22 protein-coding genes are annotated in these 25,632 nt (G+C 49.6%); 2 read left to right on the top strand and 20 right to left on the bottom strand.

Features of this window, described 5'->3' with window-relative positions; translation table 11 throughout:
* Positions 1-3 precede the first annotated feature (3 nt).
* The 10 genes from HOM51_09935 to HOM51_09890 form a co-directional block, all read right to left on the bottom strand.
* Positions 4-954, bottom strand: a complete 951-nt coding sequence (locus HOM51_09935) for a phosphoglycerate dehydrogenase (protein MBT5034829.1) — start codon at positions 952-954, stop codon at positions 4-6.
* Positions 951-1,634, bottom strand: coding sequence for a phosphoglycolate phosphatase (gene gph, locus HOM51_09930; GenBank protein MBT5034828.1), 684 nt, complete (start codon positions 1,632-1,634; stop codon positions 951-953). The genes HOM51_09935 and gph overlap by 4 nt, the downstream gene beginning before the upstream one ends.
* Entirely contained in the window at positions 1,635-2,399 is a 765-nt protein-coding gene (locus HOM51_09925) for a 3-deoxy-manno-octulosonate cytidylyltransferase (GenBank protein ID MBT5034827.1), read from the bottom strand.
* A 5-nt stretch (positions 2,400-2,404) separates the two neighbouring features.
* A complete protein-coding gene (locus HOM51_09920) occupies positions 2,405-3,484 on the bottom strand; it encodes a hypothetical protein (protein MBT5034826.1) in 1,080 nt (359 codons plus the stop codon).
* Positions 3,485-4,495: a class I SAM-dependent methyltransferase gene (locus tag HOM51_09915; GenBank protein ID MBT5034825.1), complete on the bottom strand. Its 1,011-nt coding sequence runs from the start codon at positions 4,493-4,495 to the stop codon at positions 3,485-3,487.
* The gene (locus tag HOM51_09910; GenBank protein MBT5034824.1) at positions 4,495-6,288 is read right to left on the bottom strand and encodes a carbamoyltransferase; all 1,794 of its coding nucleotides are present in this window, start codon (positions 6,286-6,288) and stop codon (positions 4,495-4,497) included. The genes HOM51_09915 and HOM51_09910 overlap by 1 nt, the downstream gene beginning before the upstream one ends.
* A 178-nt stretch (positions 6,289-6,466) precedes the next feature.
* Positions 6,467-6,856: a hypothetical protein gene (locus tag HOM51_09905; GenBank protein MBT5034823.1), complete on the bottom strand. Its 390-nt coding sequence runs from the start codon at positions 6,854-6,856 to the stop codon at positions 6,467-6,469.
* Positions 6,857-6,886: 30 nt separating this feature from the next.
* Positions 6,887-7,933 (bottom strand): Gfo/Idh/MocA family oxidoreductase, encoded by a 1,047-nt coding sequence (locus HOM51_09900; GenBank protein MBT5034822.1) that lies wholly within the window; start codon positions 7,931-7,933, stop codon positions 6,887-6,889.
* Positions 7,930-9,042 (bottom strand): Gfo/Idh/MocA family oxidoreductase, encoded by a 1,113-nt coding sequence (locus tag HOM51_09895; GenBank protein MBT5034821.1) that lies wholly within the window; start codon positions 9,040-9,042, stop codon positions 7,930-7,932. The genes HOM51_09900 and HOM51_09895 overlap by 4 nt, the downstream gene beginning before the upstream one ends.
* Positions 9,036-10,670, bottom strand: coding sequence for a hypothetical protein (locus HOM51_09890; GenBank protein MBT5034820.1), 1,635 nt, complete (start codon positions 10,668-10,670; stop codon positions 9,036-9,038). Before HOM51_09890 ends, HOM51_09895 begins: the two co-directional genes overlap by 7 nt.
* An 88-nt stretch (positions 10,671-10,758) precedes the next feature.
* Between HOM51_09890 and HOM51_09885 the strand changes: the two genes are divergently transcribed.
* On the top strand, positions 10,759-11,727 hold the full coding sequence (locus tag HOM51_09885; GenBank protein MBT5034819.1) for a class I SAM-dependent methyltransferase: 969 nt from the start codon (positions 10,759-10,761) through the stop codon (positions 11,725-11,727).
* A gap of 36 nt (positions 11,728-11,763) precedes the next feature.
* Here the strand turns inward: HOM51_09885 and HOM51_09880 are convergent, their stop codons facing one another.
* Genes HOM51_09880 through HOM51_09860 form a run of 5 tightly spaced genes read right to left on the bottom strand, consistent with a single transcriptional unit; the run spans position 11,764 to position 17,528 of the window.
* A complete protein-coding gene (locus HOM51_09880; GenBank protein MBT5034818.1) occupies positions 11,764-12,015 on the bottom strand; it encodes a hypothetical protein in 252 nt (83 codons plus the stop codon).
* On the bottom strand, positions 12,012-12,986 hold the full coding sequence (locus HOM51_09875) for a glycosyltransferase family 2 protein (GenBank protein ID MBT5034817.1): 975 nt from the start codon (positions 12,984-12,986) through the stop codon (positions 12,012-12,014). The genes HOM51_09880 and HOM51_09875 overlap by 4 nt, the downstream gene beginning before the upstream one ends.
* A complete protein-coding gene (locus HOM51_09870) occupies positions 12,983-13,894 on the bottom strand; it encodes an NAD(P)-dependent oxidoreductase (GenBank protein ID MBT5034816.1) in 912 nt (303 codons plus the stop codon). Before HOM51_09870 ends, HOM51_09875 begins: the two co-directional genes overlap by 4 nt.
* Positions 13,891-15,441, bottom strand: a complete 1,551-nt coding sequence (locus HOM51_09865; GenBank protein ID MBT5034815.1) for a B12-binding domain-containing radical SAM protein — start codon at positions 15,439-15,441, stop codon at positions 13,891-13,893. Before HOM51_09865 ends, HOM51_09870 begins: the two co-directional genes overlap by 4 nt.
* A 47-nt stretch (positions 15,442-15,488) precedes the next feature.
* Positions 15,489-17,528 carry a YfhO family protein gene (locus HOM51_09860; protein MBT5034814.1) on the bottom strand — a complete coding sequence of 680 codons (2,040 nt, stop codon included), beginning with the start codon at positions 17,526-17,528 and terminating at the stop codon, positions 15,489-15,491.
* 230 nt (positions 17,529-17,758) lie between these two features.
* On the opposite strand from HOM51_09860, the gene HOM51_09855 reads away from it, so the two are divergent.
* Positions 17,759-19,324, top strand: a complete 1,566-nt coding sequence (locus HOM51_09855) for a B12-binding domain-containing radical SAM protein (GenBank protein ID MBT5034813.1) — start codon at positions 17,759-17,761, stop codon at positions 19,322-19,324.
* A gap of 8 nt (positions 19,325-19,332) precedes the next feature.
* Here the strand turns inward: HOM51_09855 and HOM51_09850 are convergent, their stop codons facing one another.
* The 5 genes from HOM51_09850 to HOM51_09830 form a co-directional block, all read right to left on the bottom strand.
* Entirely contained in the window at positions 19,333-20,790 is a 1,458-nt protein-coding gene (locus HOM51_09850; protein ID MBT5034812.1) for an NTP transferase domain-containing protein, read from the bottom strand.
* 4 nt (positions 20,791-20,794) lie between these two features.
* Positions 20,795-21,472 (bottom strand): glycosyltransferase family 2 protein, encoded by a 678-nt coding sequence (locus HOM51_09845; protein MBT5034811.1) that lies wholly within the window; start codon positions 21,470-21,472, stop codon positions 20,795-20,797.
* A gap of 4 nt (positions 21,473-21,476) precedes the next feature.
* Positions 21,477-22,181: a class I SAM-dependent methyltransferase gene (locus HOM51_09840; protein MBT5034810.1), complete on the bottom strand. Its 705-nt coding sequence runs from the start codon at positions 22,179-22,181 to the stop codon at positions 21,477-21,479.
* 11 nt (positions 22,182-22,192) lie between these two features.
* On the bottom strand, positions 22,193-23,092 hold the full coding sequence (locus HOM51_09835; GenBank protein MBT5034809.1) for a 4Fe-4S cluster-binding domain-containing protein: 900 nt from the start codon (positions 23,090-23,092) through the stop codon (positions 22,193-22,195).
* Positions 23,093-23,368: 276 nt separating this feature from the next.
* Positions 23,369-25,507, bottom strand: coding sequence for a hypothetical protein (locus tag HOM51_09830; GenBank protein MBT5034808.1), 2,139 nt, complete (start codon positions 25,505-25,507; stop codon positions 23,369-23,371).
* Positions 25,508-25,632 lie beyond the last annotated feature (125 nt).

Genomic DNA, 25,632 nt, shown 5'->3' with positions numbered 1-25,632 from the left:
AGTTTACCAACCTTCGGGGAACACGCCGCGCTCTGGTATTTGATTATCATCGAGACCGGCAATCGCTGCCCGTCCCATGTTTAAGATTGCCTCTTCCGCGCTGCCGCCAATATGCGGTGTCGCCAGAAAGTTGGGCAAATTCAGCAATTCCAAATCATCTGGCGGCTCTGTGCGAAACACATCAAACCCAGCACCGGCCAACGCACCGGATTTGAGTACTGACTTTAGAGCCGCCTCATCCACTAATCCGCCCCGCGCTGCATTAATGAGGACAGCACCTTGTTTCATTAAGCCGAGGTGTCTTTCGTCCAGTATATTTTTCGTGGTGTCATCTAATTGCAGGTGCAGGGTCACAACTTCTGAGTCTTTTAGGACCGTTTCAAGACTGGCAGGCATAACGCCGGTTTCGCTGTAGAATTCAGGAAAATCTAAAATATCGTTGGCCAAGACCCGGCAACCAAAAGCGCGTAGAAGTTTCGCGAGGTCCTTGCCGACATGCCCACACCCAACGATGCCGATCGTGCAATCAGACAGCTGACGACCGACATGCTGGCGAAAAGTCCCCGTGCGCATTTCCCCGTTTGCGATGGGCACATGCCGCAGCAACGCAACCGCCATCGAGATAACCAACTCTGAGACCGACCGCTTGTTAACCCCCCCGGTCCAACCCAGCCTGACGCTATGATCGACCATGGCGTCCAAATCAACCATGTCATAGCCAACGCCATACTTGGAGATCACCTTCAGGCCGGGCAATGCCTGCAACAAAGCATGGTCGATAATTTCGAGCGCCGTAATTGCCTTGTCGTGTCCATCTAAGTACGCGAGTAAATCGGCACCCGTTATTTTTTTTCCGTCGTCGTTGAAGGTGACGTTATCGTAGCGTTCCAATAGCGCTGCCCGCAGAACAGGGTGGCGGGAAAATGAACGCGATGTGACGGCGACCTTAGTCACGAGGTGCTTTGGCCTTTGCTAATCTCAGCCAGTGCTCGGGGCAATTCGCTCATATTATCGATTAAAATATCGCAGGGTAGCTCATCCAACGGAACATGGCAGTATCCATAGGAAACGGCGATGGCAGGTAGGCCCGCATCGACTGCGGCAGCGATATCCGTTTCACTGTCGCCAACCATAACGGCACTTTTGGGGTCGGCTCCCATACGCTCTAAAATGTTTAGAAGATGGCGGCCATCTGGTTTTCGATGCTTTACCATATCGGCACAGACGATAGCTTCGAAATATTTTTCCAGGTCTAACGCCGCTACTGCTGGCAGAGTGGTTGTGCTGGGTTTATTTGTGCACAGTCCTAGGGAAATTCCGTCTGCTTTTAGCTGATCCAATACGTTGAACACGCCAGGATAAACCAACGTGTGATCCGCCGGGTGCGCCTTGTACGTTTCCAAGAACCGCCCCAGATATTCTTCTTCCATGTCTGGCGTATATCCACCAGTTTGTTCCATAACTTTTTTCAACATGACCTGGGCTCCTTCGCCGATCATGCCGGTAATGTCTTCGAGAGATAGCGATGGACGACCTATTTCGTCGAGCACTCTATTTACAGCGGCCCGCACGTCGGGGACGCTGTCAATTAGGGTGCCATCCAGGTCAAAGATAATGGCCTTAAAAGAATTCATTTAATACTTATCCCAAAGAGAATCAGACTTCATTACAGCTTCAACACGACCAATATCCTCGGGGCTGTCGACAGACACATAGGCTCGATAGGGAATGGGGGCCATACGCTGACGAAAGCCATTGTCACAGATGCGGTTTGAATCGCAAGCTTCTTTGATCTCAAGAGGCGATTCAGGAGTTGCCGTGAACCATTTTAAGAAATCCCACCGAAAGCCAAAAATACCGCCGACTCGAAGTGCACCAAGATCGGGCGAAAATTTCTTGCCGTAGGGAATGGGGCTCCGCGACGTGTAGAGAATATCACCATTCAAGTCCGCAACTAACTTGACGATATCGGGGTTTAGGAAGGTTTCTTCATCATGGATGGGAACCGCTAGCATGGTTCCCCGAACCGTCGAATCGCTCTCGAACGGTGTCACCACCGCGTCGATTACATCATCACCTAGCAAGGGTTCGTCGCCTTGGACACATACGACAATGTCGTCTTCAGCCAAATCGACATCACATTTCTCAGCAGCTTCCGCAACCCGGTCAAGCGCGCGCGTATGGGTATCAGCAGTCATGATCACCGGATAATTTTTTGAAGTTGCAAAATCTTCAATCTCTGTGTCACAGGTCGCTATAAATAACCCGTCCCACTTAGGATAAAATTTTGCCCGTTCAAAACAGTGCTCCAGCATTGGGCGGCCTAAAATGGGGTGCAAGGGTTTGCCAGGAAACCGGCTGGCCGCCATGCGGGCGGGGACAACGCCAATTATTTTCATATTTCTTATCTCGCGCTAGCTGGTAAATTTTGTTTCAGCCATTTCGCCGCTTCCTCTGCGGCAAGCTTGTGCCCAAGCACCGTCCAATGGCCGTCGTGGGCGAAATGTATTTTAGAATACCCGGCTTTTTGAAATTGCGGATATGGGTCAATTACAGAAATATTATTTGCCTTTAATTCTCGGAGCACAGCCAGACGCAAGCTTGTATAATAATCGGTTGATTCTTTAAGCTCAAAGCGGGTAGGGGCTACTAGTACGGCAAAGGGTGTTCTTTTTGGAAACATGGCCTTAAGGTTTATAAGCTCGCTCACCGTACTTTTCACGCTGGCATTTATTTCTGGGGCAGTGAACTGCCCTTTTTCTAATTCAAGGGTGCGAATAATTCCGAGCGACGTTAAAATTTCTCTCACTAAACCAATGCGTTTAATGCCAACCGCCATAAAATTATAAAGTGCAGAAAATTCGGTTAGTTGTCGTTTTAAAGTCGGCCAAGTTAATGTCTTTTTTTCTTCTTTACTTAAAAACGCCTTTAAATCCATTTGGGCTTTGGCCTGAGCCTGGCAATTTTTGTTTAAGATATCGTTTTCCAGAATTAGGCCAACTATAACCGCTCGGGGTATGTCGTTCTTCGGCATTCGGGCCGTTAGCGCTTGATAACCACAAACGTCGGTGCCTGGGCTGGCGACATTATAAGTTGGGCCATGAATTTTTCCAATTACGCTGGAATACACTTCCTGTTGTTCGACACCCCAACCAAAGGCCATTGAATCGCCAATGATCCAGGTACGACCCTTTGCATTTGAGACTGGTTCTGGATTACGAAGTCCAAAGGAATTGATATTTATTTTTACTCGAAAATCACCATTGTTCTGGGCAAAATAGCCATCAAACCCTGGCAGGCCAGTTGTTACAATGCCGTGGTTCGGCACAGAAATTGTGCGCATAAACCATCCGCTATAAAAATCTCTCCAGTGCGGCATGCCGACCCGGAGTACGCCTTCAGAAATTAAAACTAAAAGCAGCAGTCCTACGAAAGATGCAATCAGCCGCCCCTTCCAGGTTAATTTTGCTGCGCCCTCGTCCATCTATTGAGCTTTGCGACCAATGACATCAAACAAGGCCCCTTCTCGGGCGATGGTGCCAAGCCAGGAAACCTGAGTGACGGCGCGTTGATAGCCGTTTCCCGGGCTTGTCTCATCAAATAAATTAGCAGTGTCCTCTCCATCAGTACCCATGATGGCCGGTGATGCATTCAGGTAATCGATTCCATTTTCCTTGAACCAACCAAGGACTTCCCCGACCGAGTGCCAGGTTTCATGAGGGTTATAGTATTGATCCTTCACCCAGATATCAGCCTTGCGTTCGTCTTCGATACGGTTTCTGACCACGTAATCAATGTTTGTGCCTAAGACCCCAATGACCTTGGATCTAAGCCATGTCGGAATACGAGCGTAGCTGTTGTAGAGGCCGACCATGATAATGCCCCCGGGTTTAACCTTGCGGCAAATTTGCGCGAACGCACGTTTGGCATCAAAGGTATGGTGAAGCACACCGTGGGAAATCACCACGTCGAATGAGTTATCCTTAATCGCCATGTCGAAGATATTCATTTGCGCGAAGGCTGATCGTTCGAGGCTATTTCGAAGTTTGTGTTCCACTGCTAGGCGCAGGCTCCCCAACGACATATCAATACCGAGGACATGATTGTTATTGAGCTGTAAAAAATGGCTGAGTTGACCTGTGCCGCAGCCGCATTCCAGCACTGTCTTGTTGTAGCCGATGGCTTTCAGCAACTGTGCTGAGAAGGGATTGTGACTTCCCTTGTTCACGAGTTCGCCGAATTCTTCCAACCCTTCGTAGCTGGGAAACGGGTTCTCTTCATAAAACGATTTTACCCGCGCCGTGACGTCCTTGCCTTCGCCTTCATTGGGAACATAAAGCGACGGGATGCCATCAATGTAGGGAGACGCCTCACCTGTTTCAGTACACCTGAGACCGCCGTCGACCAATTCCATGGTCGTGTCGTCCGCTCCTCCGGGTGCTTTTAAGGTGGCAAGAATTCGGTCGGAAAACATCGGTGTTTCAAGAGCCCCCATCACTGGTTCTCCTTCAACAGGACCACGTTGCCCAGCACAAGCATGTCCATTTCGGTGGCCATGAAACACCGATACGCATCCTCTGGCGAACAGACGATTGGCTCATCGCGGACATTAAAGCTGGTGTTTACCAACATCCCATTGCCGGATTGTTCCTTGAACGTTTCAAGTAATTTATGGAAGCGCGGGTTGGTATCGGTGTGAACTGTTTGGATGCGGGCTGAATAATCGACATGGGTAATGGCGGGGACCGTGCTGCGAACGGCATAGAGTTTATCTAAGCCTTTTAGCGCAGCCTCTGCTTCAGATAGGTCTTGGTGTAATTTGTCTTTCACTTGCGCGACCAGCAGCATGTAGGGGCTGTCACCATCTAGGTCGAAAAATTCTGAAACGTCTTCGCGCAAAACTGCTGGTGCAAAGGGCCTAAAACTTTCCCGGTATTTTATCTTGAGATTAAGCATCCGCTGCATGCGTTCGGAACGGGGGTCACCCAGAATGGACCGGTTGCCGAGCGCCCTTGGACCAAACTCTGTCCGCCCTTGAAACCAGCCGACAACCTTTTCGTCCGCCAATACCTCGGCGACATTTTTAAACAATTCCGCATCTTCCAAGATGTCATAGTTTGCACCGGCCGTATCCAAGATTTCCTTAACAGTATCCTCGGCGTAGGCGGGCCCTAAATAGGATCCTTGCATGGCGTCTCTAGACCCGTTTGCGGGTTTTCGGTCAACGCCACCTTGACTATGGGAAATCGCCAAAGCGACACCTAATGATGCGCCGGCATCGCCTGCTGCAGGTTGTATCCAAATATTCTCAAACGGCCCTTCACGTAATAATCTACCATTTGCGACACAGTTGAGCGCAACGCCCCCCGCCATGCATAAATTTTTTTGCCCGGTTTCTTTTTGCAAGCCGCGACAAAGATTTAAAACAGCCTCCTCTGTTATCACCTGAACCGAGCGGGCGATGTCCATATCGCGCTGGGTCATGGGCTGGGCCGGATGTTTGGTAGGCCCGCCAAGCAAGTCGGCAAACTTGCTATTGGTCATGGTCAGGCCGATGCAATAATTAAAATAATCCATGTTCAGGCGAAACGAGCCGTCATCTTTGAAATCGATTAGATTGTCCCGCATCACATCAACGTATTTCGGCTCCCCATAGGGGGCCAGTCCCATGACCTTGTATTCGCCATCGTTGATTTTAAAACCTAGATAAGAGGTAAATGCGGAATACAGCATTCCCAGGGAATGAGGAAAACGAATTTCTTTTTCCAAGGTAACATCATTGCCCTTGCCGATGCCTGTGGACGTTGTCGCCCATTCTCCGACGCCATCCATAATCAGAATTGCCGCCTCATCAAAGGGCGACGGGTAGAAGGCACTGGCGGCATGGGAATGATGGTGAAACCCGAACAGGATTTTATCTTCGTCGGTTGTTCCGAGATCAAGCCCATTAACGCCTTTCAAAATCAGATTTTTTTGAAGAATTTTTTCTTTAACCCAAACCGGGATCGCCTTAACAAATGACGGCAATCCTCGGGGTGCAAAAGAAAGATAAGTCTCTAATAGCCTGTTAAAGGTCAGCAACGGCTTATCGTAAAATCCAACATAGTCGACGTCATCAAGCGTAACGCCAGCTTCGTTCAAGCAATAGGCGATGGCATTTGCGGGAAATTCAGAATCATTTTTCTTTCGCGTGAAGCGCTCTTCCTGTGCGGCCGCAACAATTTCACCGTCGCGGACCAGGGCCGCGGCGCTGTCATGGTAAAATGCTGAAATGCCGAGAACGATCAAGGTGAGATGCGCCTAGAAAATCATATAAATAAAGGGAGCGATGGCGGTGCTTTGGGCGGCGATTAACAGACCGCCGAGGGCGACCAGCCCAAAAATAAGCGGCGCCATCCAGAATTTCTTATAGACGCGCATAAACTTAATAAGTTGGCCGAAGACTGAGAGCATAGATTAATTCCGTCTAAAACATATCACCAAAGGTCTCCCGGTTCGTGTGACGGGTGACCTTGGACCAATACGTGTCTGATTTTGGCTCGAACTTCCGATGCATCGGATCGGAACCGAAGACGCGGAGCATAAGGCTAATTGGGAAAACAAAAAGGAAAAAGAAAGCGCCCAGCAGGAGGTGGTTGCTGACAAAGCCGAGACGAAACGCAAACTTTTCCCAAAGTCTGTTTAACGGCATCAGCAGCCAAGGGACCAGGAGCGCGAGGACCAAAAAACCACCTGCCACCCATAACGCCCAGTCCAAGCGAACAGCAAAACCGAAGTGCGCAATGGCAAAGACAATGGAAAAAACCACGGCAAACATAATACCGAAGGCTCTGTCAGTCTGGCGGTGTGCGCTCATTCTCTCTCAATCCGAAACGTTGTGCGGTACTTATAACGCCGGAACGTCATGGCTCAAGCCCCATTTAGCTTTCCATTCGGAATCCGCGCAGTAAATACGATAGACCAGTCCCATTGTTTTCAATGCGTCTTCAGCGGAGCCGTTGGTAATCGGAGTGTTATCCTGGATAGCCGTTGCGAATTCGGCCACCTCGTCGGCCCATGAAGTGTCTTTGTTGTAGCGCGTGGTTTCTTCTCGGGGATCGCCCATATCATCACCGGCCGTGCGTGCCACGGTCATGGTTTCCGCGCCGTAGCTTTTAGATCCGGATAAGATGCCTGACAGGGTAATCGAGCCCAATTCCAAGGAAATTTCCAAATTAAACCGGTGCCGCCATTGGGTTGCGGATGAATGCAGCATGGCGACGACGCCGGCTTCTGTCCGCATCAAGGCATAGGCGTTGTCTTCGACGTCGTGGTTCCAATGACCGTTTGAAATAAAACTATTCACATCGACAAATTCGCCTGCGAATAGCCTCAGCAAGTCCACCATATGAATACCCTGGTCCAGCAGCACACCGCCGCCTGAAAGTTTCCTGTCTGTCCGCCATGAACTTTGACCGAAGGTAATCAGCTGAGACTTTCCGTAAAGTCCCCGGAGATTAATGACTTTGCCCAATTCCCCCGACTGCACCAGCCGCAGCGCATCCAGGACCGAATCATGGTAGCGGTGATTAAATCCATATTTGAGCTTTAGGTTGGGGTGTTTCTGATGGCAGGCAATTACCCGCGTCACATCGCCGACATCTCGCCCCGGTGGTTTTTCGCAGAACACATGTAGACCGCGCTCAAGCCCGGCAATGCTGACATCCGGGTTTAAATCGTTGGTCAGGCATACAAACAATACATCGAGATTTTCTTCCAGTAGGGGACTGTATTCACCAAAAAATTTAACGCCATCGTCAAAGACGCCATCCCCCCCCAGTTTCTGATCGCAAACAGCGACGACCTTCATGTCTGAGCGCTTGTCGATCACTTGGCGGCGGCGGTTGCCGACCACGCCATATCCTGCAATTCCGATTTTGAGAGGTTCGGTCACGGTGCGGGTGTCCGATAGAGGTTGGAGACTTCGTCATTGTCGCGGCCAAGGCGTACCGATTGCTCATCACTGTCTACATCGACCCAACCGCCCGCTTCATCTGAGCGATAAAATGCGTGAAGGAGTTTTAAGGTCCCAAGGCAATCGTTGCGATCTACAGGATAGGGTGACTTGTCGCGGAAGAAAGCAGCAATGTCTGAATACATATCCGTATGGCCGTAGCCGTAAACTGCCCCGTGGCCTTTGATTCCAACGAAATCTTCGCTGTTGTCGGCGCACTCACCTGGGTCCGGCGTAAATACTTGTAGTTCGTTCACGGCAATGCCGCCAATTTGGGCGAGACCTTCGGAACCGACGATTGAGAGCGACGCCTCAAAATCATCGGGTCTGGCAGCTGTCGTCACTTCTAGATTGCCAATCGCACCCGACTTATAGGCCATTGTGGCAACCAGGGCATCTTCAACCTCAATGTCGGCCCCAAGAGTTCGCATGGTGGCGTTGATTCGCTCGACCTCACCACCCAAATGCCGCAGCAGGTCGACGTGATGAATTCCCTGGTTGGTCAGGCAGCCACCATCGTGCGAATAGGTACCGCGCCACGGAGCCATGTCATAGTATCGCTGCGGTCGACACCAGCGAACCCGGACCGAAACGATCCGAATATCCCCAAGCTCGCCCGCCGCCAGCGCTTTTCGCACGCGCCGCACAGCCTTGTTATTGCGGTTCTGGAATACCGGAAAAATATGAAGCCCGTGATTATCCGCAGCGCCATACGCTGTATGAAGTTGTTCGGGCCGCATGAACGTTGGCTTTTCCATGATCAGGTGTTTTTTATAGCGTTCGATCACGTCCGCGCCGTGTTCAAAGTGCATGCCTGATGGGGTAATGACGGCGGCGATATCGATCTCGGGGACTGCTTGGAACATGTCATGATAGTCCGTGAAATGCGGCACAGAAAACTGATCGCCATAGGCTTTCGCTTTCGCAACGTCCAGATCACAGACAGCGGCAAGTTCGACACCATCAACTTGTCCGATGGATTGGCAATGATGGCCGGCAATGCGACCGCAGCCAATGAGGGCAATTTTTAGGGGAAGATTGGTCACGATACTTGTTTCTTCTCTGGTTCTTGAACGTCGTTCATCGCGTGCATATCACCGAAAAGCAGCGAATGCCAAAGGTTTATGTCGGGCTCGGTTAGAACTGAATCCCAGTTAACGGGCCGAATCGGAACCTTTCCAGTAACCTGTTCGGTGACGTCGTCTAATGTGACGCTAGGCACATTGATGTTGGCAGGCAGGATATCAATCGCAATGCGATCATCGAGCATTAATCGATAGGCCGGGAGGCCCATCAACACGGCTTCCAAACCAGACGTTCCGGTACAAAATAACACAGCGGACAAACCGGCTTGCTCCGTAAGTGGGGTTTCTGTGCGGCTCAGGTTTTCTATCTCGCTGAACGCCACCGGATACATGGGATGTCCTTTAACGAGAACTTTTTGGCCGGAGGCCGCCAACAGGTGCGCAGCCTCGATTTGTTTTTGGGCTGCGGCAGGGACGGCAGACAATGGCACGAACACGGGGCCTGATGGATCGTGGCTTCCAGGTGCAAACCTTTTAAACCGAAAGGCACCACCGACGATCAGGCGATCATCAGGCACGCCCCAAGCTGCAACTTCATCTCGATAAGCAGGGCCGTCACAAATGACTATTTCCGGGATGCTGTCCAATCCATCAGGGTTGGTGCGGGTCGAATAATTTATTTGATGGGGACCGACGACAGTGTGCTGATAACCGAGAGTGTGGACACCGTGTTTCCGACCAGCGCGGCATAGCCCCCTTTCCCAACTGTGATTTTCCCAAGGCCAGCATACCCGAGAAGGTTTTGCTTCTTTCAACCAATTATCTTGGCAATGAAGTTGCCAGCGGTTCATGGCGGGGCCTCCGCCACTGTTCTCCTTTGCCGCAGCGCGGCGCACCAGCCAGCCGTATTTGCCTTCAGTAAAAACTCGCCCAGGCCGCCATTTTGTCCAAATTAGACGGAGCGCAAAAAACGTATGGCCCCAAGCGTGCAGACTTGACGTTCGACCTTTTGATGAGAGTTCTCGCGCTCGCGCCGCATCGCAATCAGTATGAAGGATGCGTTGAAGTTCTGGTTCATGGGCCATCAGGTCGCCGAAATAAGCATCGAAGCCGTCGGCGGTGCTGCGCGGATGGCCATAGACCAGAATGGCTGCGCTGCCCTGGCCTTGGGTCTTAACCAGTCGAGTTGAAAACAGCGCGTTTTTTAGAGCTGTCTTGGTTCGCGCCAACCACCCTCGGATGGAAAGTTTTAGTTCTGTAAGGCGGAGCCGTGGCGGCCTGCCTGCCGTCACACCCGAAAGTTTGGCTAAATGCCGAAATAGCCACGGGTCGTCGCATAAAACCAAACACACATTTTCGTCTTTAGCGACGTCTGCCGTAATCCGGGACCATGCCAGCATCACGCCGAAGTCTGATCCGAATGCGCCACCAGTTGGCATATGGGAAATCTCGGCTGTGGGTTCCTGGCTTATTTTTAGACCGATTGTCCACCAAGTTTCCCGGCTTTCCATAAAGGCAGTTTCAAGTTGTTCCGCCAATCGAGATCGTTTCGATTGGGCATCAAGAAAACTTTCAGTTCCCGTGACCGAGAACCAAGTTCTGTATGAATCAGACGATGGAAGGTCAAACGATTGGCGGAGGAGAACAGGCATTTCTACTATGTCAGGTGAGAAAAACTTTTAAACAGAGCCGGCATTGTGGCATGGTGCCGCGCGTCCATAACTTCGCAGGTTTTAGCCAGTGTCCAAGCCAGATAAGCAGTATTTCGAAAATGTCCTTACCGCCCTTCAAGAGACCGAAGAGCAGGGTCTTCTATCCAATCATCGGGATGATGGCCTAAGTGGTCTTGCAGGTTTAAAAACAGTGGGAGCCTTACAGCGCTTGGCACAATTGATGTCAGCAGACGAGACAGCTTGTTACCTCGAAATTGGTGTCTTTCAAGGTCTGACTCTTGTATCTACCGCGCTCGATGCCCCGGACCTGCCCTGTTTTGGCATCGATAACTTTCGAATTCTTGATCCCAACGATGAGAACCTAAGCATCGTTCAAGACCGGATGACCGCGTTCAAAACCAAAAATGCAAAACTCATCAACATGGATTTCGAGGCGGCCCTCGAAACCCTGGAAGACCACATCGGCAACCGCAAGGTCGGCCTATACCTCATCGACGGCCCGCATGACTATCGAAGTCAACTCGTCTGCTTGCTCCTGGCGAAGCGCCATCTTCACGACCGGGCCGTCATCGTCATTGATGATGCGAACTATCCCGATGTCCGTATGGCGACTAGAGATTTCTTATTGAGCCATCCTGATTTCAAGATGGTATTCGAAGCCTACAGCCCGGCACATCCCGCGAATATGGAGCCCGAAGAAAGAGCCAAGTGGGAAGCCGGATGGCTAAACGGGGTTAACATTCTTGTTCATGACCCAGATGGGCTATTTCCCGACTTGTTGCCGCCTATCGTCGAAGACAGGACGCTTTATTTCAATGAGTGGCTCGTGCATCGGCTTCGTGTTGCAGGCTTAGCACCGAAGGCTGTGGCCTTGGCGGATGCTCTATGTAGTGGTGAGTCGACGGAGGCAGCAGCTCTGCAAACGCAACTATTGGAACAGTATCAAAAGGATTTAGCGGTTTTTCAAAACCGCGATGTGGACAGAAATGTCTGTAGCGCGGGCCTTCCAATTAACCACTTTAACGAACTCAATTAAGTTTTACCAAATCTGACCGAAACCACGGTCTTACACTTAAATGATATCCATTTCCGGTTCGTGGTAAAACCGTTCTAAAAAATCCAGTATTAAATTACCTATACTGCGCAAAAAGTCGACTTCTGCTGCGGGTTCGAGCCACAGTGGTGCAGTAGTCGCCAATACGAGAACGGCAAAGCTACCTACAAAAACCAAAAACAGGCTCCAGATTAAAGCCTTATTCAGCCGTGCTTGATCACTGTTGGTTGCCGCCAATTCTGATTTGGACTGAGATGGTCGGGAAATCATTTGCCGGGCGTTACGACGATTTTAGCATCGGATTCTGGAACAGTTTTTTCCACGATGGTGATGCGGTCTTTTACAGATTGCTGATAAATACGTGCGATGTATTCGCCTATTATTCCCAAAAACATCGCGTTGATGCTGATCCCAAAAAGAATAAGGACGGTCGTGGTGGCAAAACCGGGCGGCCATGTGGCACCGAAAAATACGTGACCAACGGAGTACACAATTATTGCCACGAACATGACGAAGGCGATTAAAAGGCCAGTATGGGTTGCAAATCGAAGAGGCACAGTCGATTGGCTGACAATGCCGTCAAGGGCAACAGTGAACAAATCCGACAGCCCAAACTTGCTTTTTCCCTGAGTTCGCGGGTCCCGATCATATGGAATGCCGATTTGTTTAAAACCGTATCGGGAAATCATACCGCGTAGATACGGATTGCAATCGATTGAACCGGACAACAAATCAAGCAGCTGGCGATCAATGATGCGAAAGTCGCCAGCGTGATGTGGCAATTCGATGTCCGACAGCCAGTCCACCAAACGGTAAAATACGCGGCGGATTGACCGAATCAACCAGCCTTCCTTGCGCGACCGCCGAACGCCATAAACGACTTTGTAGCCATCTTCCCAATGGTCGAGGAATTGCTCGATCAAAGCAGGGGGATCTTGCAAATCGCAATCCAACTGGATCGCCGCCGCACCTCGGGCGTTGGTATAGGCGGTAAGGATTGACCGTTGGTAACCAAAATTTCTCGAGAAACGGATCACCCGTACGCGGCTATCATGAGCTGCGCGATCAGCAAGCTTTTCAAATGTATCGTCTGTGCTGTGATTGTCCGTAAATATAATTTCAAAATTATAGCGGCTTGAAAGCCCCACTAAGGCCGGGTTAAGTGTCTCGAAAAACGCGTCGATGGTTTCGGATTCATTGAAGACTGGAACGACAATTGAGATAAGTTTGTTTTCGTTCATTGCGCCGTTTTACCTAGACGGTCATTTTGGATCAGGTCCTTGAAACCGTCGTCCAGTGACATTTGAGGTCTCCATGTTGGCAAGGTGGGGCTGGCCGGACATGGCATAAATACTTGGTTTTCACGGTACGGTAGTTCTCCCCAATTAATCGCTAGGGGGCTTTCCCATGCTTGCTCAAATATATTTGCGATTTCTTTTAAGCTTCGCCTGTGCCCCGATCCAAGAAAATAATGTTCTCCATTCCCGTCTATATGTCTTTGATCCATAAGCTTGCAGGCTGAGATGTAGGCTTCTGTCACATCCGAGACGTGAATAATATCCATCTTTTGTTCACCTGGGGTCATCTTAATCAGTTCGCCCTTAGCGGCGCGCAAAAGGACCGATGTCAATCGTCCTCGCCAGTCGTTCGGTCCGTAAATGTCATAGGGTATCAAGGAAACTGCGCGAATGCCCGATGTTTGAACATAGAACGATAGGATGTCTTGGAATGCCTGCTTTGTTGCAGCGTAGAGCGAATTTGGTGCAATCGCGCCGGTCTCTTCAAATTGCCACCACGATCCCGTATTAATGAACGACGGGCATCCCACGCGAACGGCGGCGTGGAGGAGTCGCGTGCCAAACCCAATATTTGCATCGACCGTTTCAATTGTGTCTTCTTGTCCTAGATATTCGGGTCGACAAGCGGCTAGATGGTAAACAACGCTAATGTCATTGCCCTCGAATGCGCTGGCCAAACCGTCTGCCGAGCCATCGTCGATATAAATACGGACGTTTTCGCCAAGGTCTGCCAAGTGAGCAGTTTTCGATGTTGGACGCACGACAGCAATGACGGGTTCACCTCTGCCGACTAATTTTGCCGTTAGGTTGTACCCGAGGTACCCGGAGGAGCCCGATACCAAAGCTGTCATTTGTGTGTACTCCGAGCCGGGGTAGCTACCGTAGAATCCTTGGATTTACACAAGCGAATGTAAAGGTCTCGAAGCGACATTTCCAAGCGGGATTCCTGAAATTCACCGAAGACATTACGAAGCGTGCGTACCAGCCGCCAGGGCCGTAACAGATAAAGAACGCCGTAAAATAGGAGCATGCCGAAAATTCGATAAAATCCAAGCGCTCGGTCGCCGACGTATTTTGAACAGGACGTGGTTGTTGTCAAATCTGTGTATGCAGCCAATCCATAGAAGAATTCGTCGCTATACTCAGGAATTTGGCCGTCATTTTGCATATTCGAGAACAATTCTGAGCCGGGGTATGGAGAAAATGGAGAAAGCGACACATCGTGAATCCCAATCGCCGCCATTCGGACGCAGAACCATAGGGTTTGAAATATCTCCTTATGAGTCTCGTTGGGAAATCCAATGATGATGTTGGCCTTGCAGTTAATGCCATTTCTAATGGAGTCTCTCATCGAAGCCTCCATGGATTTGAGGTCGATCTTTTTCTTAATACGCAGCAAGACGCTCGGTGATCCACTTTCGGGAGCGTAGCTCATGTTGCGGCAACCGGATTGGTACAAAAGCTCGGAAACCTCCTCGTCAATCGCTTCCGAGCGGGTGCCACTCGGGAGTTGCCACGTGAATTTAACCCCTGAATCAATGACCATCCGGCAAAATTCGACGATCCACTTCTTCTTAACGATTGCTGTCAGGTCGTAGAAATCGAAGTTATCAATTTGATAACGCTTATGATATTGCAGCATTTCGTCGAACACTTGTTCAGGGCTACGCGAAACCCACCGAGTTCCCCACATCGTCGGGTTGGAACAGAACGTGCACTGATACGGGCAACCGCGGGTGGCCAGGACTGGCATGGATCGCCCGCGATTGACACCGAACCCATATCCGTTATCCAAATAGGTGTCTAATGGAAACAACTCCCAGGCCGGAAGGGCGATGTTATCAATATTACGAATTCTAGTGCGCGCCGCGGTTTTAAGAATGCTCCCATTATTCCGATAAACAATACCGGTTATTGCATCCAGGGGTCGGTTTTCGAGTATCGCAGAAACCAACTCGGTAAGTGTTTCCTCACCTTCGCCAATTATCCCAACGTCAAGTGCTCCGCAATCCTCGAGAGAGAATTCTGGCAGTGCCGTTATATGCTCACCACCGCCGACAATTAAAATTTGAGGAAAAACTTCCTTCAATCGCGTAATTAAAGATCGGATCAGCGGCCATTCATGTGAAAACATACAAGAAATGCCAATGATTTGAGTTGCTGGATCGATTCCCTCAATAATTTCTTCGGTTGATTGGCCGTGAGAGAGGAATCTTTCGTCATCCGTGGGCAGCATTTGATCGGGTGCATTGCCTACTGCATCGACGACGTTAACCGCTATGTCATTTCCAATTAACACCGCCGCTAAATAGGCGAGGCCGATCGGTGGGCACGTGGGAGTTGTGTGCGCCCATTTAGCGACCAAGACCGGGGGACGTATCAGTGTAACTAACGACATGAGTTTATTCTTATGAACCTATTTGGACAGCAATTAGGGATGGTTTTTTAACTCAATTTATAAGGTGGGCGATAGCGAAAAACGATAGATTTTGCACCGGCCGGAATCTGAACTCCCCAGAAAGTATGATATGCCGGAAATATCTCACTTTCCACGCCGTCGATTTCAACCGTCCAGAATGGTGAATAGCTGTTCGTTGCAATAAGAAGCGCTGGTCCACCGCTGGACAATGTCAGGCGGATTTGATCTTTTTCGTATTGCTCAACCGTTACCTGCCTGCGGGAAAAAGTTTGGGTCGAATCAAACCCGCGTGGAAGGTCCAATTTAGAGACGAATGCCTGTTGGCGCAACAGGGAGACGGAAGCCTTCGACATGTCATTGAGTAGGTTATCAGCACCGTTTGCAACATTGATGCCCGATACCGTGAAAAAGCGCGGAATTACTGTTGTATTCTTATAAATATTAAAATAACTGCGGCCATAAAAGTTAGCTTTTATGTTTTCTAACGCCTTTTCACGAGCTTTCATGGCTGACCACGGTCGCGGCATTTTCCGGATTGGAACTAAGGACGAGTCTGTTAAGCGATCCCTCGAAAGTAAATAGCCAACGTTGGCCAGAGAAAGTAAATTGAGACGGTAGATATTGGCCAACTGCCATGTCGGACGGTAGGTATCGGGAAACAGCCAGAGTCGATCATCGCGAAAGGCCAAGTTTCCTTCCATTCGCGCGCGCCGGTCAGCATATTGTTTGTAGAACCGGCTTTCTGGCGTAAGCGATGCGGCCCAGGGCTCAACCATTTTAGCCCAAAATTCGTAGTATCGTCGTGAATGCAGAATCTGATACCCGCCAGCGGTTTCTATTCCGTAGGCGTGCATGTAGTTGGGAATAATTTGAAATGTTTCGACACGAACAGGCTTTTTTTCGGTTCGAATGGAGTCGGCAAGTTCTTCAATTACTGGACTTTGAAAGTTATGGGCGAAGCTGCCGTTGGTTACCCACGTGTATAAACTAACATATTTTGTTTTTAGCGAGACAAATGCAATGGCACTGATGCAAAGAGTTAGCCCAAGCCGGCGCACGATCAAGGGGATCCCACGCGGTACATTAATTCTCGAAATCGTCTGATTATTGACCAAGACATCAATTCCAAACCCTGCGGCAAACGGCAGAATTGTTGTGCCGATACGACCCGCGTAATCCATTGAGTAGCCTTTTAGAAACGGCAAGATCTCGGCGGCGAACGACTGAACCGCGACACCCAACGGATAAAGAAAAATGCTGATTAGAAGTGCGGCGCCTACTGACCATAGAAGTTTGTCGTTCCGTCTTGCGACAAGACTAACTAAAAATAATGCGGTACACGCGGTTTGAACGGGTCCGCCGAATAGATAGAGAGATCGGATGGAACCATAAAGAGCTTGTCCTAAATCGGGGGTGGTCCGTGCTAAACCCATGAACGACAACGGCGCATTGGCGAAAAGAGCTTCAAAGTCATCGGCTCGCAATGCCACCATAATTAGGCAGACTGCTATAATAATTCCCCAATCAATGATGGTTTTTCGGGGAGTCACGAATAAAAACCAGAAAACGATTGTTGCCATCGACCAAGGCACCATCTGCGAAAAGTAGGTCATATCGGCAAAGGCATAGAGGACAGCAAAAAGGACCGCCCATCTGGCGGCACTCGTCCTGTTCTCTAGCACGCCATAAATGACCAATAGAATGATCGGGAAATATCCGATGGAACCCGCGAATAATTGACCGATTATACCAACGCCATATGCGGCTCCTACAAACAATGCCGCTGATCTTGAAAATTGAAGAATATTTCGACCTACGGCGTAGGCGCTTAAAACCGCCACAACAATTACGGAAGACGACCTGATGGCGTGTGCGAGCCATCCCGGTAATGTGGAAAACAGGAAGCTATCGATGGTGCCGTAATATGTGAAGGCCAGCTTATCGGCACCTGTACTTGTAAGGTTTTGCCAAAGTGCACCTTGGTCTGCGGCGAACTGTTGGCTGAGCAGTGCCGGTACAAGCATTTCACCATTGCTTGATGTTGGCACCACGGAAGCCGGTCCCAAAAGTATGTATTCCGCAGCGAACCAAAGACTGATCAATGCAAGACCAGAATAATGTAAATTTTTAGAGTTCAGAACTTTGCTTTCGATACTGGATGTGGGAGTAAAAATAAAAATTTGGCTATACGTACGCCTTTAATCTTGCTATTGGCAGTCATAAATAACAAGTGTCCTTAGACGCTGAAGCTTTTGACCTGGATTGTATATTCCATACCAACAATTGAAGGATAGCTATGACGGGTGAAAACTCCACCGCAAATAAGAAGACGTTTGTGACGTTCGTTCGAGGCCCAATCGTTTACACCAAAACAGCCATAAATAATGAGGCCACACCGGCCATCGCATTCGCTTATCTTTCAGCGTATATCAAAAACAAGGGCTACGATTTTACATTTGTCGACGGCGTCGCTGAGGGGCTCAACCGGGTATGGCCTATGGAGACGATTTCGTCACATGTTTGTCAGGGACTGAAATTCGAAGAAATTATTGAGCGCATTCCTGCCAATACAGATGTTATTGCATTTTCAGCTATGTTTTCTGGTGAATGGCCCGCAGCAAAACTCCTTCTCATGGCAATTCGCAAGGCCTTTCCTGATGTCACCATTGTCGCCGGTGGAGAACACGTGACCGCGCTGTCCGAATATTGTCTAAAGGACTGTCCGGCGATCAATGTCTGTGTGCGTGGCGAAGGCGAGCATACCTTCTACGAGCTTCTAGAATGTATCGAAAATGGCCAGGGCTTCGATGAAGTCAATGGCGTCAGCTTTCTCGATGGGCAGGGAAATTACGTCGAAAACACTGGCCAAAATCGCATACGGGAGGTTGATGCTATTCCATGGCCTTACTGGCCTGATGGTTACCTAGAGAAATTTTGGGCCACGGGTAAGTCTTTCGGCGTCATGACCGAGCGGGATATGCCGATGATGATTTCCAGAGGGTGTCCGTACCAGTGTACCTTCTGCTCCAATCCTGGAATGTGGACCACACGCTATATCCTGCGCGACATCGAAGACGTTATTGCTGAACTTAAGACCCATATAGAGAAATATGATATCACGGCAGTGCAGTTATACGATCTGACGGCGATCACCAAGAAGCGCTGGATTATAGAGTTTGGAAAGCGCCTAGCGGAAGAAAAAATCTCAGTCAAATGGTCGCTACCGTCAGGCACCCGGAGTGAGGCTCTGGATGACGATACGTTGCGTGTACTCCGTGATATTAACTGCAATTACTTAGTCTATGCTCCGGAAAGTGGTTCCAAGCGAACGCTCGAGAGAATCAAGAAACGGATCGATCTTGATCGCCTCACAGGTTCAATCATGTCAGCGGTGAAAATCGGCATCGTTACCCGAGCAAATTTGATGATTGGGCTGCCAAAAGAATCCAGGATAGATATCTATCGGACGTTGGCTTACGGACTGAAGCTCGCGTGGCATGGCATTGACGAAGTTTCTATGCAGCTATTTTGTGCCTATCCTGGGACCGAACTCTTTCGTGAACTCGTTGCCGAGAAACGCATCGTTGTTTCAGATTCGTACTTCCTGTCTTTGACCTCTATTTATGGCGACTATGTTTCGCTCAATCATTTAAAAACCAACCAAAGTGTCGGGCCAAAAGAGCTGTCGTTCTACCGGCTAATTTGTACGATGCTCTATTATTTGGTTGGCTATACTCGGTTTCCCAAGAGGATCATCCGGACATACCGCAATGTAAAGGGGGGCACAGAGATGACGACAGTTCTGGAGCACCGTATGCACGATGCTTTGGAGCGCCGCTCAGCCCGCGTCAACGCAAAATAGTTGAAAGCTCACAACGTTTTTAGCCGTTTTGACAGCGCTAGTTTAATTATCCGGAAGAACGTCGCCAAATTCCGCTCGCGAAACCGGACCGCCTGTTCGTCAATGCTGATGCAGTAGCGAACCGGCAGTTCGATCAATTGGAACCTGTAAAGTAGCATTTCGATCACCATGTCGATCAAAAACTCGCCTCGTTCTGCATCAACCCTGTCGATGACCGCATCGTAGCTGTAGCGCCAAAATACCCGCCAGACGCAGCCGACGTCCGACAGCCGGACCAGATGTGTGACCCACAAGGCCTCAATGAACTTGGCCAGGAAGTAATTGCTCAGCCGGGCGACAATATCCATGTTCGACCCCTGATCAATGAGTTGCCGGGCAGTTCTGGTGCCGACAACCATTTCAGCGTCGTAAATATAAGCGAGCAGTTTATCTAGATCGCCAATCTCAAAGGTTCCATCGGCTGCCATGACTGCAATGATGTCGCCGGTGCTTTCCCGAACACCGGTCCGGATCAGCGGCGCTAGCCCACGGGATTCGGATTTCGCGACGATTAGTCTAGCGCCGTACTTGCTTGCGACGCGGTCGAATTCTTTTGTGTGCTCGTGAACAACCAACAGCACTTCATCGACCCGTCCGGCATCTATTGAGGTTCGAACCACATCTTCGAATCCAGCGCTGTCGCTGAGGCAGGGCATGATAAGGCTGACTTTGGGATCGGCGAACATTGCGGTACGGGCCATTGATCGCGCGCGATTAACATCATGATGGTAGTTCACGTTAATGTAGTTCCCACCGAGAGGCACATATCCAACTTTTGCTCCGTTAACCAGACGGTTTGCAATAAACGCAGTCAGATTGTCGGTTGCCGGGCCAGGCGTTCGAAATTCTTCACGAATTTGATCAAAAACATCGCGCCGGAAAACGTAGGTGCCACAGCCTAGCAGCCCATTCTCAGAACTCGTCGGTTTCTCGATGAGGCGAGAAATGCGTCCGTCGACGAAATCGATGCTAAAATTCTTGCTGATGTCACGGATCAAGCTATTGGGCCGCGCTGTGACCAGGATATCTTCGTCTCTATAATCTGTGCCCAGTATCGCTTCGTGGTTTGAATCCAGATAAATTTCGTCAGAAAGCATCACCACGAAGCGCTCTGCCGATATTTTTGACTCTGCCAAAGACAGCGAATAAACCGGCCCCTTTTCAACAGCGTCATTAACGCGATAGCAAATGTTGAGACCAAGATCGTGGCCATCGCCAAACCGTTGCTCAATCATGCCATTCTTTTCAGAAACGACGATGACAATATCCTTGATCCCCAATTTATCGCGCATGAGTTCCAGAGAAAACTGGATCAACGGTCGGCCACAAATATCAAGCATGGCCTTAGGAATGCGCTGGGTATAGGGATAGGCGCGCGTACCTTTGCCAGCGGCAAGGATGACGCCAGATAAATTCTGTGAATTCATACTGTTAGGACTTTATTTTTAACCGCGATACTCGGTAAAACAACAACAACGAGAGTGCCTTTGAAGCTTCCGCGACGTGCTTCATTTTTCGACGCCCGGCCCGGCGAATTGTATACTCGACCGGTTCTTCTTCAAGCCGGAACCCGGATCTCACCAATTTTGCCGCGAACTCTACAACGAAGACGAACCCGGAACATTGGAATTCAAGCCCGTCGAGGGCAGACCGGCGAAACGCCTTAACACCGGTATAAAGGTCGCTCACCGCTTGGCCATAAAGTTTGTTGAATATCCAGCTAATTAATTGGTTGCCGTAGATACGAAAGGCTCCCATTGCTGGATCAGTATCACCAGCGAAGCGAGAGCCGTAAACGACCGAGCATTGATCCAGGCGGGCGATCAGTTGAGGAATGCATTCGGGGGGGTATTCCAGGTCGGCGTCAATGGTAACAATATAATCCGCTGTGCCAGCGATAATGCCGTCATAAAGACTTTTGCCATATCCTTCGTTGACAGTATGGCGGACGATGTCAACGCCGTATCCTTCCAGGATTTCCAGCGTGCGATCAGTGGAGCAGTTGTCTACAAAAATTAGCCGCGCCTCAGGACAGGCATTCTTTAGGCGCGTTACCAGTTGGTCAATATTCGCCTCTTCATTTAATGTCGGAACGACAATATCAAGCACAGCCTTAATTCTCCGGTTTTCGCCAAATACCTGTGTAATAGAGAGAGAATGCCACTGATCCCGAAAACGGGAACGGACGTTCGTGGAAAGGCTCTAAGTGCAGGCCCAAGGCAGCTAGAATTTGGTGATGATTGGTCGGGTGATGCACCTTGCGATCAAAGCCAATCATTAATTTTATCATATCGAGAAAGGCATTCGAGACGAAATTTTCGATTGGAAAACCAACAATGAAATGTCCACCGGGCTTGAGTACCCGCGCTACGTTCTCAACCGCGCCTTCAATTTCTGCAATGTGCTCCATCACGCTCATCGAGAAAATACAGTCGAGGCTGTTATCGTCGAACTCGAGATTATTGGCGTCGCCGTAACGGAGATCTACTAAGCCGATTTGTTGACTGAGCGCCTCCTCAATTTCGCCAGTATGGGAATGAATATCGATGCCGACATATCGGTCGGTCTTAGAGACCAACTCAGGGACTAGGATGCCGCAACCAAAACCCATCTCCATCAGGCTTTCTGGTCTTGGAATGCGCTGAAAAAGATCGATCAACAACAAAGCTCGCTTGATGAAAATCCAACGAACCGGGTGCCATGTTGGCAGGGCATAAAGCTCCATGCCGTCGGCTCCGCTTGTAGCAAAGACCTGAGAAAGATCGCAGGTCTTAATTCCGTTACGGGTTGAGACCAAGCCGCTGGTGGTTTGCGCCATTACGGACTCGCCTACATTCTTTCAGTTCGGACGTATTGCTTTGCACGTTCGACGGACGCAGTGTCCTGATATCCAAGCGACGGTCGGCATTGCGCGCAGCAATCCAATTCGCTGCCGCCTTTGTACCAAGCGGACCGGAATTTTTTGTAACCTTCACCGTTCCAGACATCACGAATACCCTTGTCGAGCGCGTTAATGGCCCCCATTTCCGGCACGCCGTAATAATCGAAGCAGCATGGGATTACCTCGCCATTCGCCTTAATTACAGTTGACGCCCAAAGCCAAGGACAGCTCTCGGTAAAATCCTCTGGCGAAATACCTTCTTCTTTGCTTGTCATGGTGTCGACCGCTTCAAGTGTTCCATCGACCTGACGAATCTCGAAGAAATCGGCACCCAATTCCTTGGTAAATTCGGGCAGCTTTTTAATATCCTCGGCGTTATAAGGCGTGCGCAAGTAGCGCACACAGACCCGTGGGCGCTGGCTCTTGGGAAACCGGGTCACGTCCTTAATGTTGGCGATAACCTTCGCGAGCTCTCCCTTGACGTGAAAGTTCTCGTAGATTTCCTGCTCCGTGCCGGAAATCGAAAAGAATAGGAAATCCAATCCACTATCAGAAATTTTTTGGCCGAAGTCTTTAATATGGTCAAAGCTTGCCGCTGTTGTCGCCGAGACGCTGATGCCCCGGTCGGAGGCGTATTTAATGGCGTCGAACATTTGCTTGTTAAGGAAGCTTTCGCCACCGAGATAGGGTACCAAGAAAATCAAGTCGTCTTGCACGTCGTCGACCAATTTGGTGTACATGTCGAAATCGATCATCTTACGATTCGCCTGCATGGACACGCTGCCTTCCATTTGCAGGGCGCATCCGGTGCAGGCTAGGTTACATGCGTTGGTAATTTCGACCATCATAACGCTCGGGGAGGTCCCTCTGCCCGCCGTTTTTTTGAAGTGGCCCATATAAAAATTAGACCATAAATTCAATATCTTACGGGGAGTCAGGCGCCGTCTCAATAGCAGACGCAGAACGAGCGGGAAGGAGCGTTGGAAAAATAAGCGGAGGTTCATGGCGTGCCGATTATGGTTTTAGAACAGACTAAGCTGATAATATATGAGTGGTGACTCACCGATTCAAGTAAGTCACCGTAGCGAGCTGGCTTATCACTACGCAAAAATTACTAATGGCGATCACCGCAGCGTCGGGCGGCGATATCTAAACGAAACGGATTTTGTTCCCGGTTGAACGACGACAGACATGTGAATCATGTTGACCGGGGAAATCGGTAAAGAATTCCCCTTTCCATCCGTCGCCTTCCAAAATGAAAGATAAGGAACATTTAGGATCAGAACCCCACCATCTGGCGCATCTATCGTAACATCATAGCCGTTTACAGCTTTAGAAAACGTTCGTACATGCATCGATTTAAGATCGCGAGATTTAGAAATAATTTTGGCGTTATCTTGGAAAACAGCTGTTCGGTGTGGGGCCAGTCGGGATACGGTTTTTAAAAGCTCAATTTCCGTAGTAGCACTTTTGACCCGGTGAATACGCTGAGCGGCAAAAACGCGAGGCAAAGGATCAGCCAAGGCATAAACGTAAACTTTGCCATAATGTAAGGCCTTCATCAGCCGATACCACACGTATTTCCGCAACCCATCTTGAAGTTGAACCGGGGCGGTTTTTGGGCCAGAAACCAAGTGGAGATTGTTACTGCTAATGGCAATCGGACTAATGATGAATGCGACATTAGCAATTTTCAACATCTCTAGATTGGCCTGGCGTTCGATATGATAAAGGCCATCGGAAAAATATTGACGGTCCATTGTGAGCCTACCGAAAAACCCCTCTGTGCCCTTTCCCCTTAAAATCCCATGGTGCCAATATATGCTATAGGCAGCAGGTGCTAGATTTAATGTACCGTCGTAGGTGTCAAAGCCATAAAAGGCAGCGGCTAACTCGGGTTCAGGTTGTTGGTGGCGAAGGGTGACGACTCGAAAAGGTTCGGGATGCGACCAATCCGGGTTTTTAAGATTCTCTATTGTGCCGAATTGGGTTTGACCACCGTAGTATATAAAGTTCGCGCCATGCTCCACTTTATAGATAATTAATAATGCAACGGAACCCGCGAACGCTATGGCAATGGGCCATTTTCTAGCCGACGGCGTATTTCCCGAAACTTGACTACTGCTCACGGGTATAGATGCAGCGCTGATCGCCCGGGCGGCAATGGGAAGCATCAAAGCACTTGTTGCGAAATAAAGGTAATGCGGACTGAGACCCTTTAAAACTTTTAGCCCAATAATTTCCCACGGCAACCAAACTAGAGCGACGTAACACGTCAACAACAGAAGCGCCGTGGCAAGGGCGTTCCAGAAAAAAGGATCGCGCTTATAAGCCAGGACCATTAAAGATATTGCGAGTACAACAGTCCCAACTCGCGAACTCGGAAACGCCGTCATGGCTCGGCTTATAGCTTCAATCAAAGTAAGATCGCCAAAGATAATTCGACCCCGGATTGTCAACGGCGCAATTTGCTTTAGCGCGTAAAGAACCTCATGCCAATTTATCAGCATAAATACACCGATAATTACAAGCGGCAGGACAATGGTTTGGGGGCGCATCCGTCCCGTTAGAGCCACACCTGCAAATACTGCGGCAGCTATGGACAAGAAAGTATGGAGGGGTTCGGTTGTGGAGGCCATTACTCCCAGAATTACCAAGCCTGGAAGATAGTACCGACGATCAGCGCGGGCGAAAGCGAAGTATAGAACCCACGGCAAAACCGCGTACCCCAGCCCGTTCCAAGTCGTCGCATTGAGGTTGTAGGGGACGGCGACGGTAAACAAGGCTGCTAATACGGCGGCAACTTCCCGCCCCGATGGCCCCATTGCTCTGACCAGTCGGTAAGCACCGGAAAAACCCACGGCGGCAACCGCAATTTTCAAAACCAGAATTGCAAACCATGTCGGAAGAAAGGAAAATAATATTCGCTCAAGAGAAAATATTTGTGTGCCGAAGCCCATGATCGTATCGATGTCAAAGGCACCACCATATCCATGAGCGACTTGACCGCCCAGATGCCGCTCCGTCAAATACGTGAAAAAAGTGGCGCCAATATTACCGTCTATATTCCAAGAAATATGGGAAGCTGGCCCCAAGATATAATATTCAAGGAGCAGTATTGAAATCCATATAGCCGCAAAATAAATGACGGATTTTTGACCAGAGAATTTGATGGGTCGTCGGAATTGGATATAGACGGTAGCAAGTGCGCCAGCCAAGGCAAGACCGTAGCTTACCCAAGTCACCATGGTGATTAGAGACATTACCGATAAAAACTTTGGAAAAATAACGTGGCGAAAATCAATTTAAAGCCAATCGCCGCCCGTCAGGGGGATCATTTGGCCAGTGATAAACCGTGCCCAACCGGATAGAAGATAAATCATTAATG

This window comes from Rhodospirillaceae bacterium (assembly GCA_018660465.1).
Lineage (GTDB): Bacteria > Pseudomonadota > Alphaproteobacteria > Rhodospirillales > JABJKH01 > JABJKH01.
This window is presented reverse-complemented; position numbering and strand designations above follow the sequence as displayed.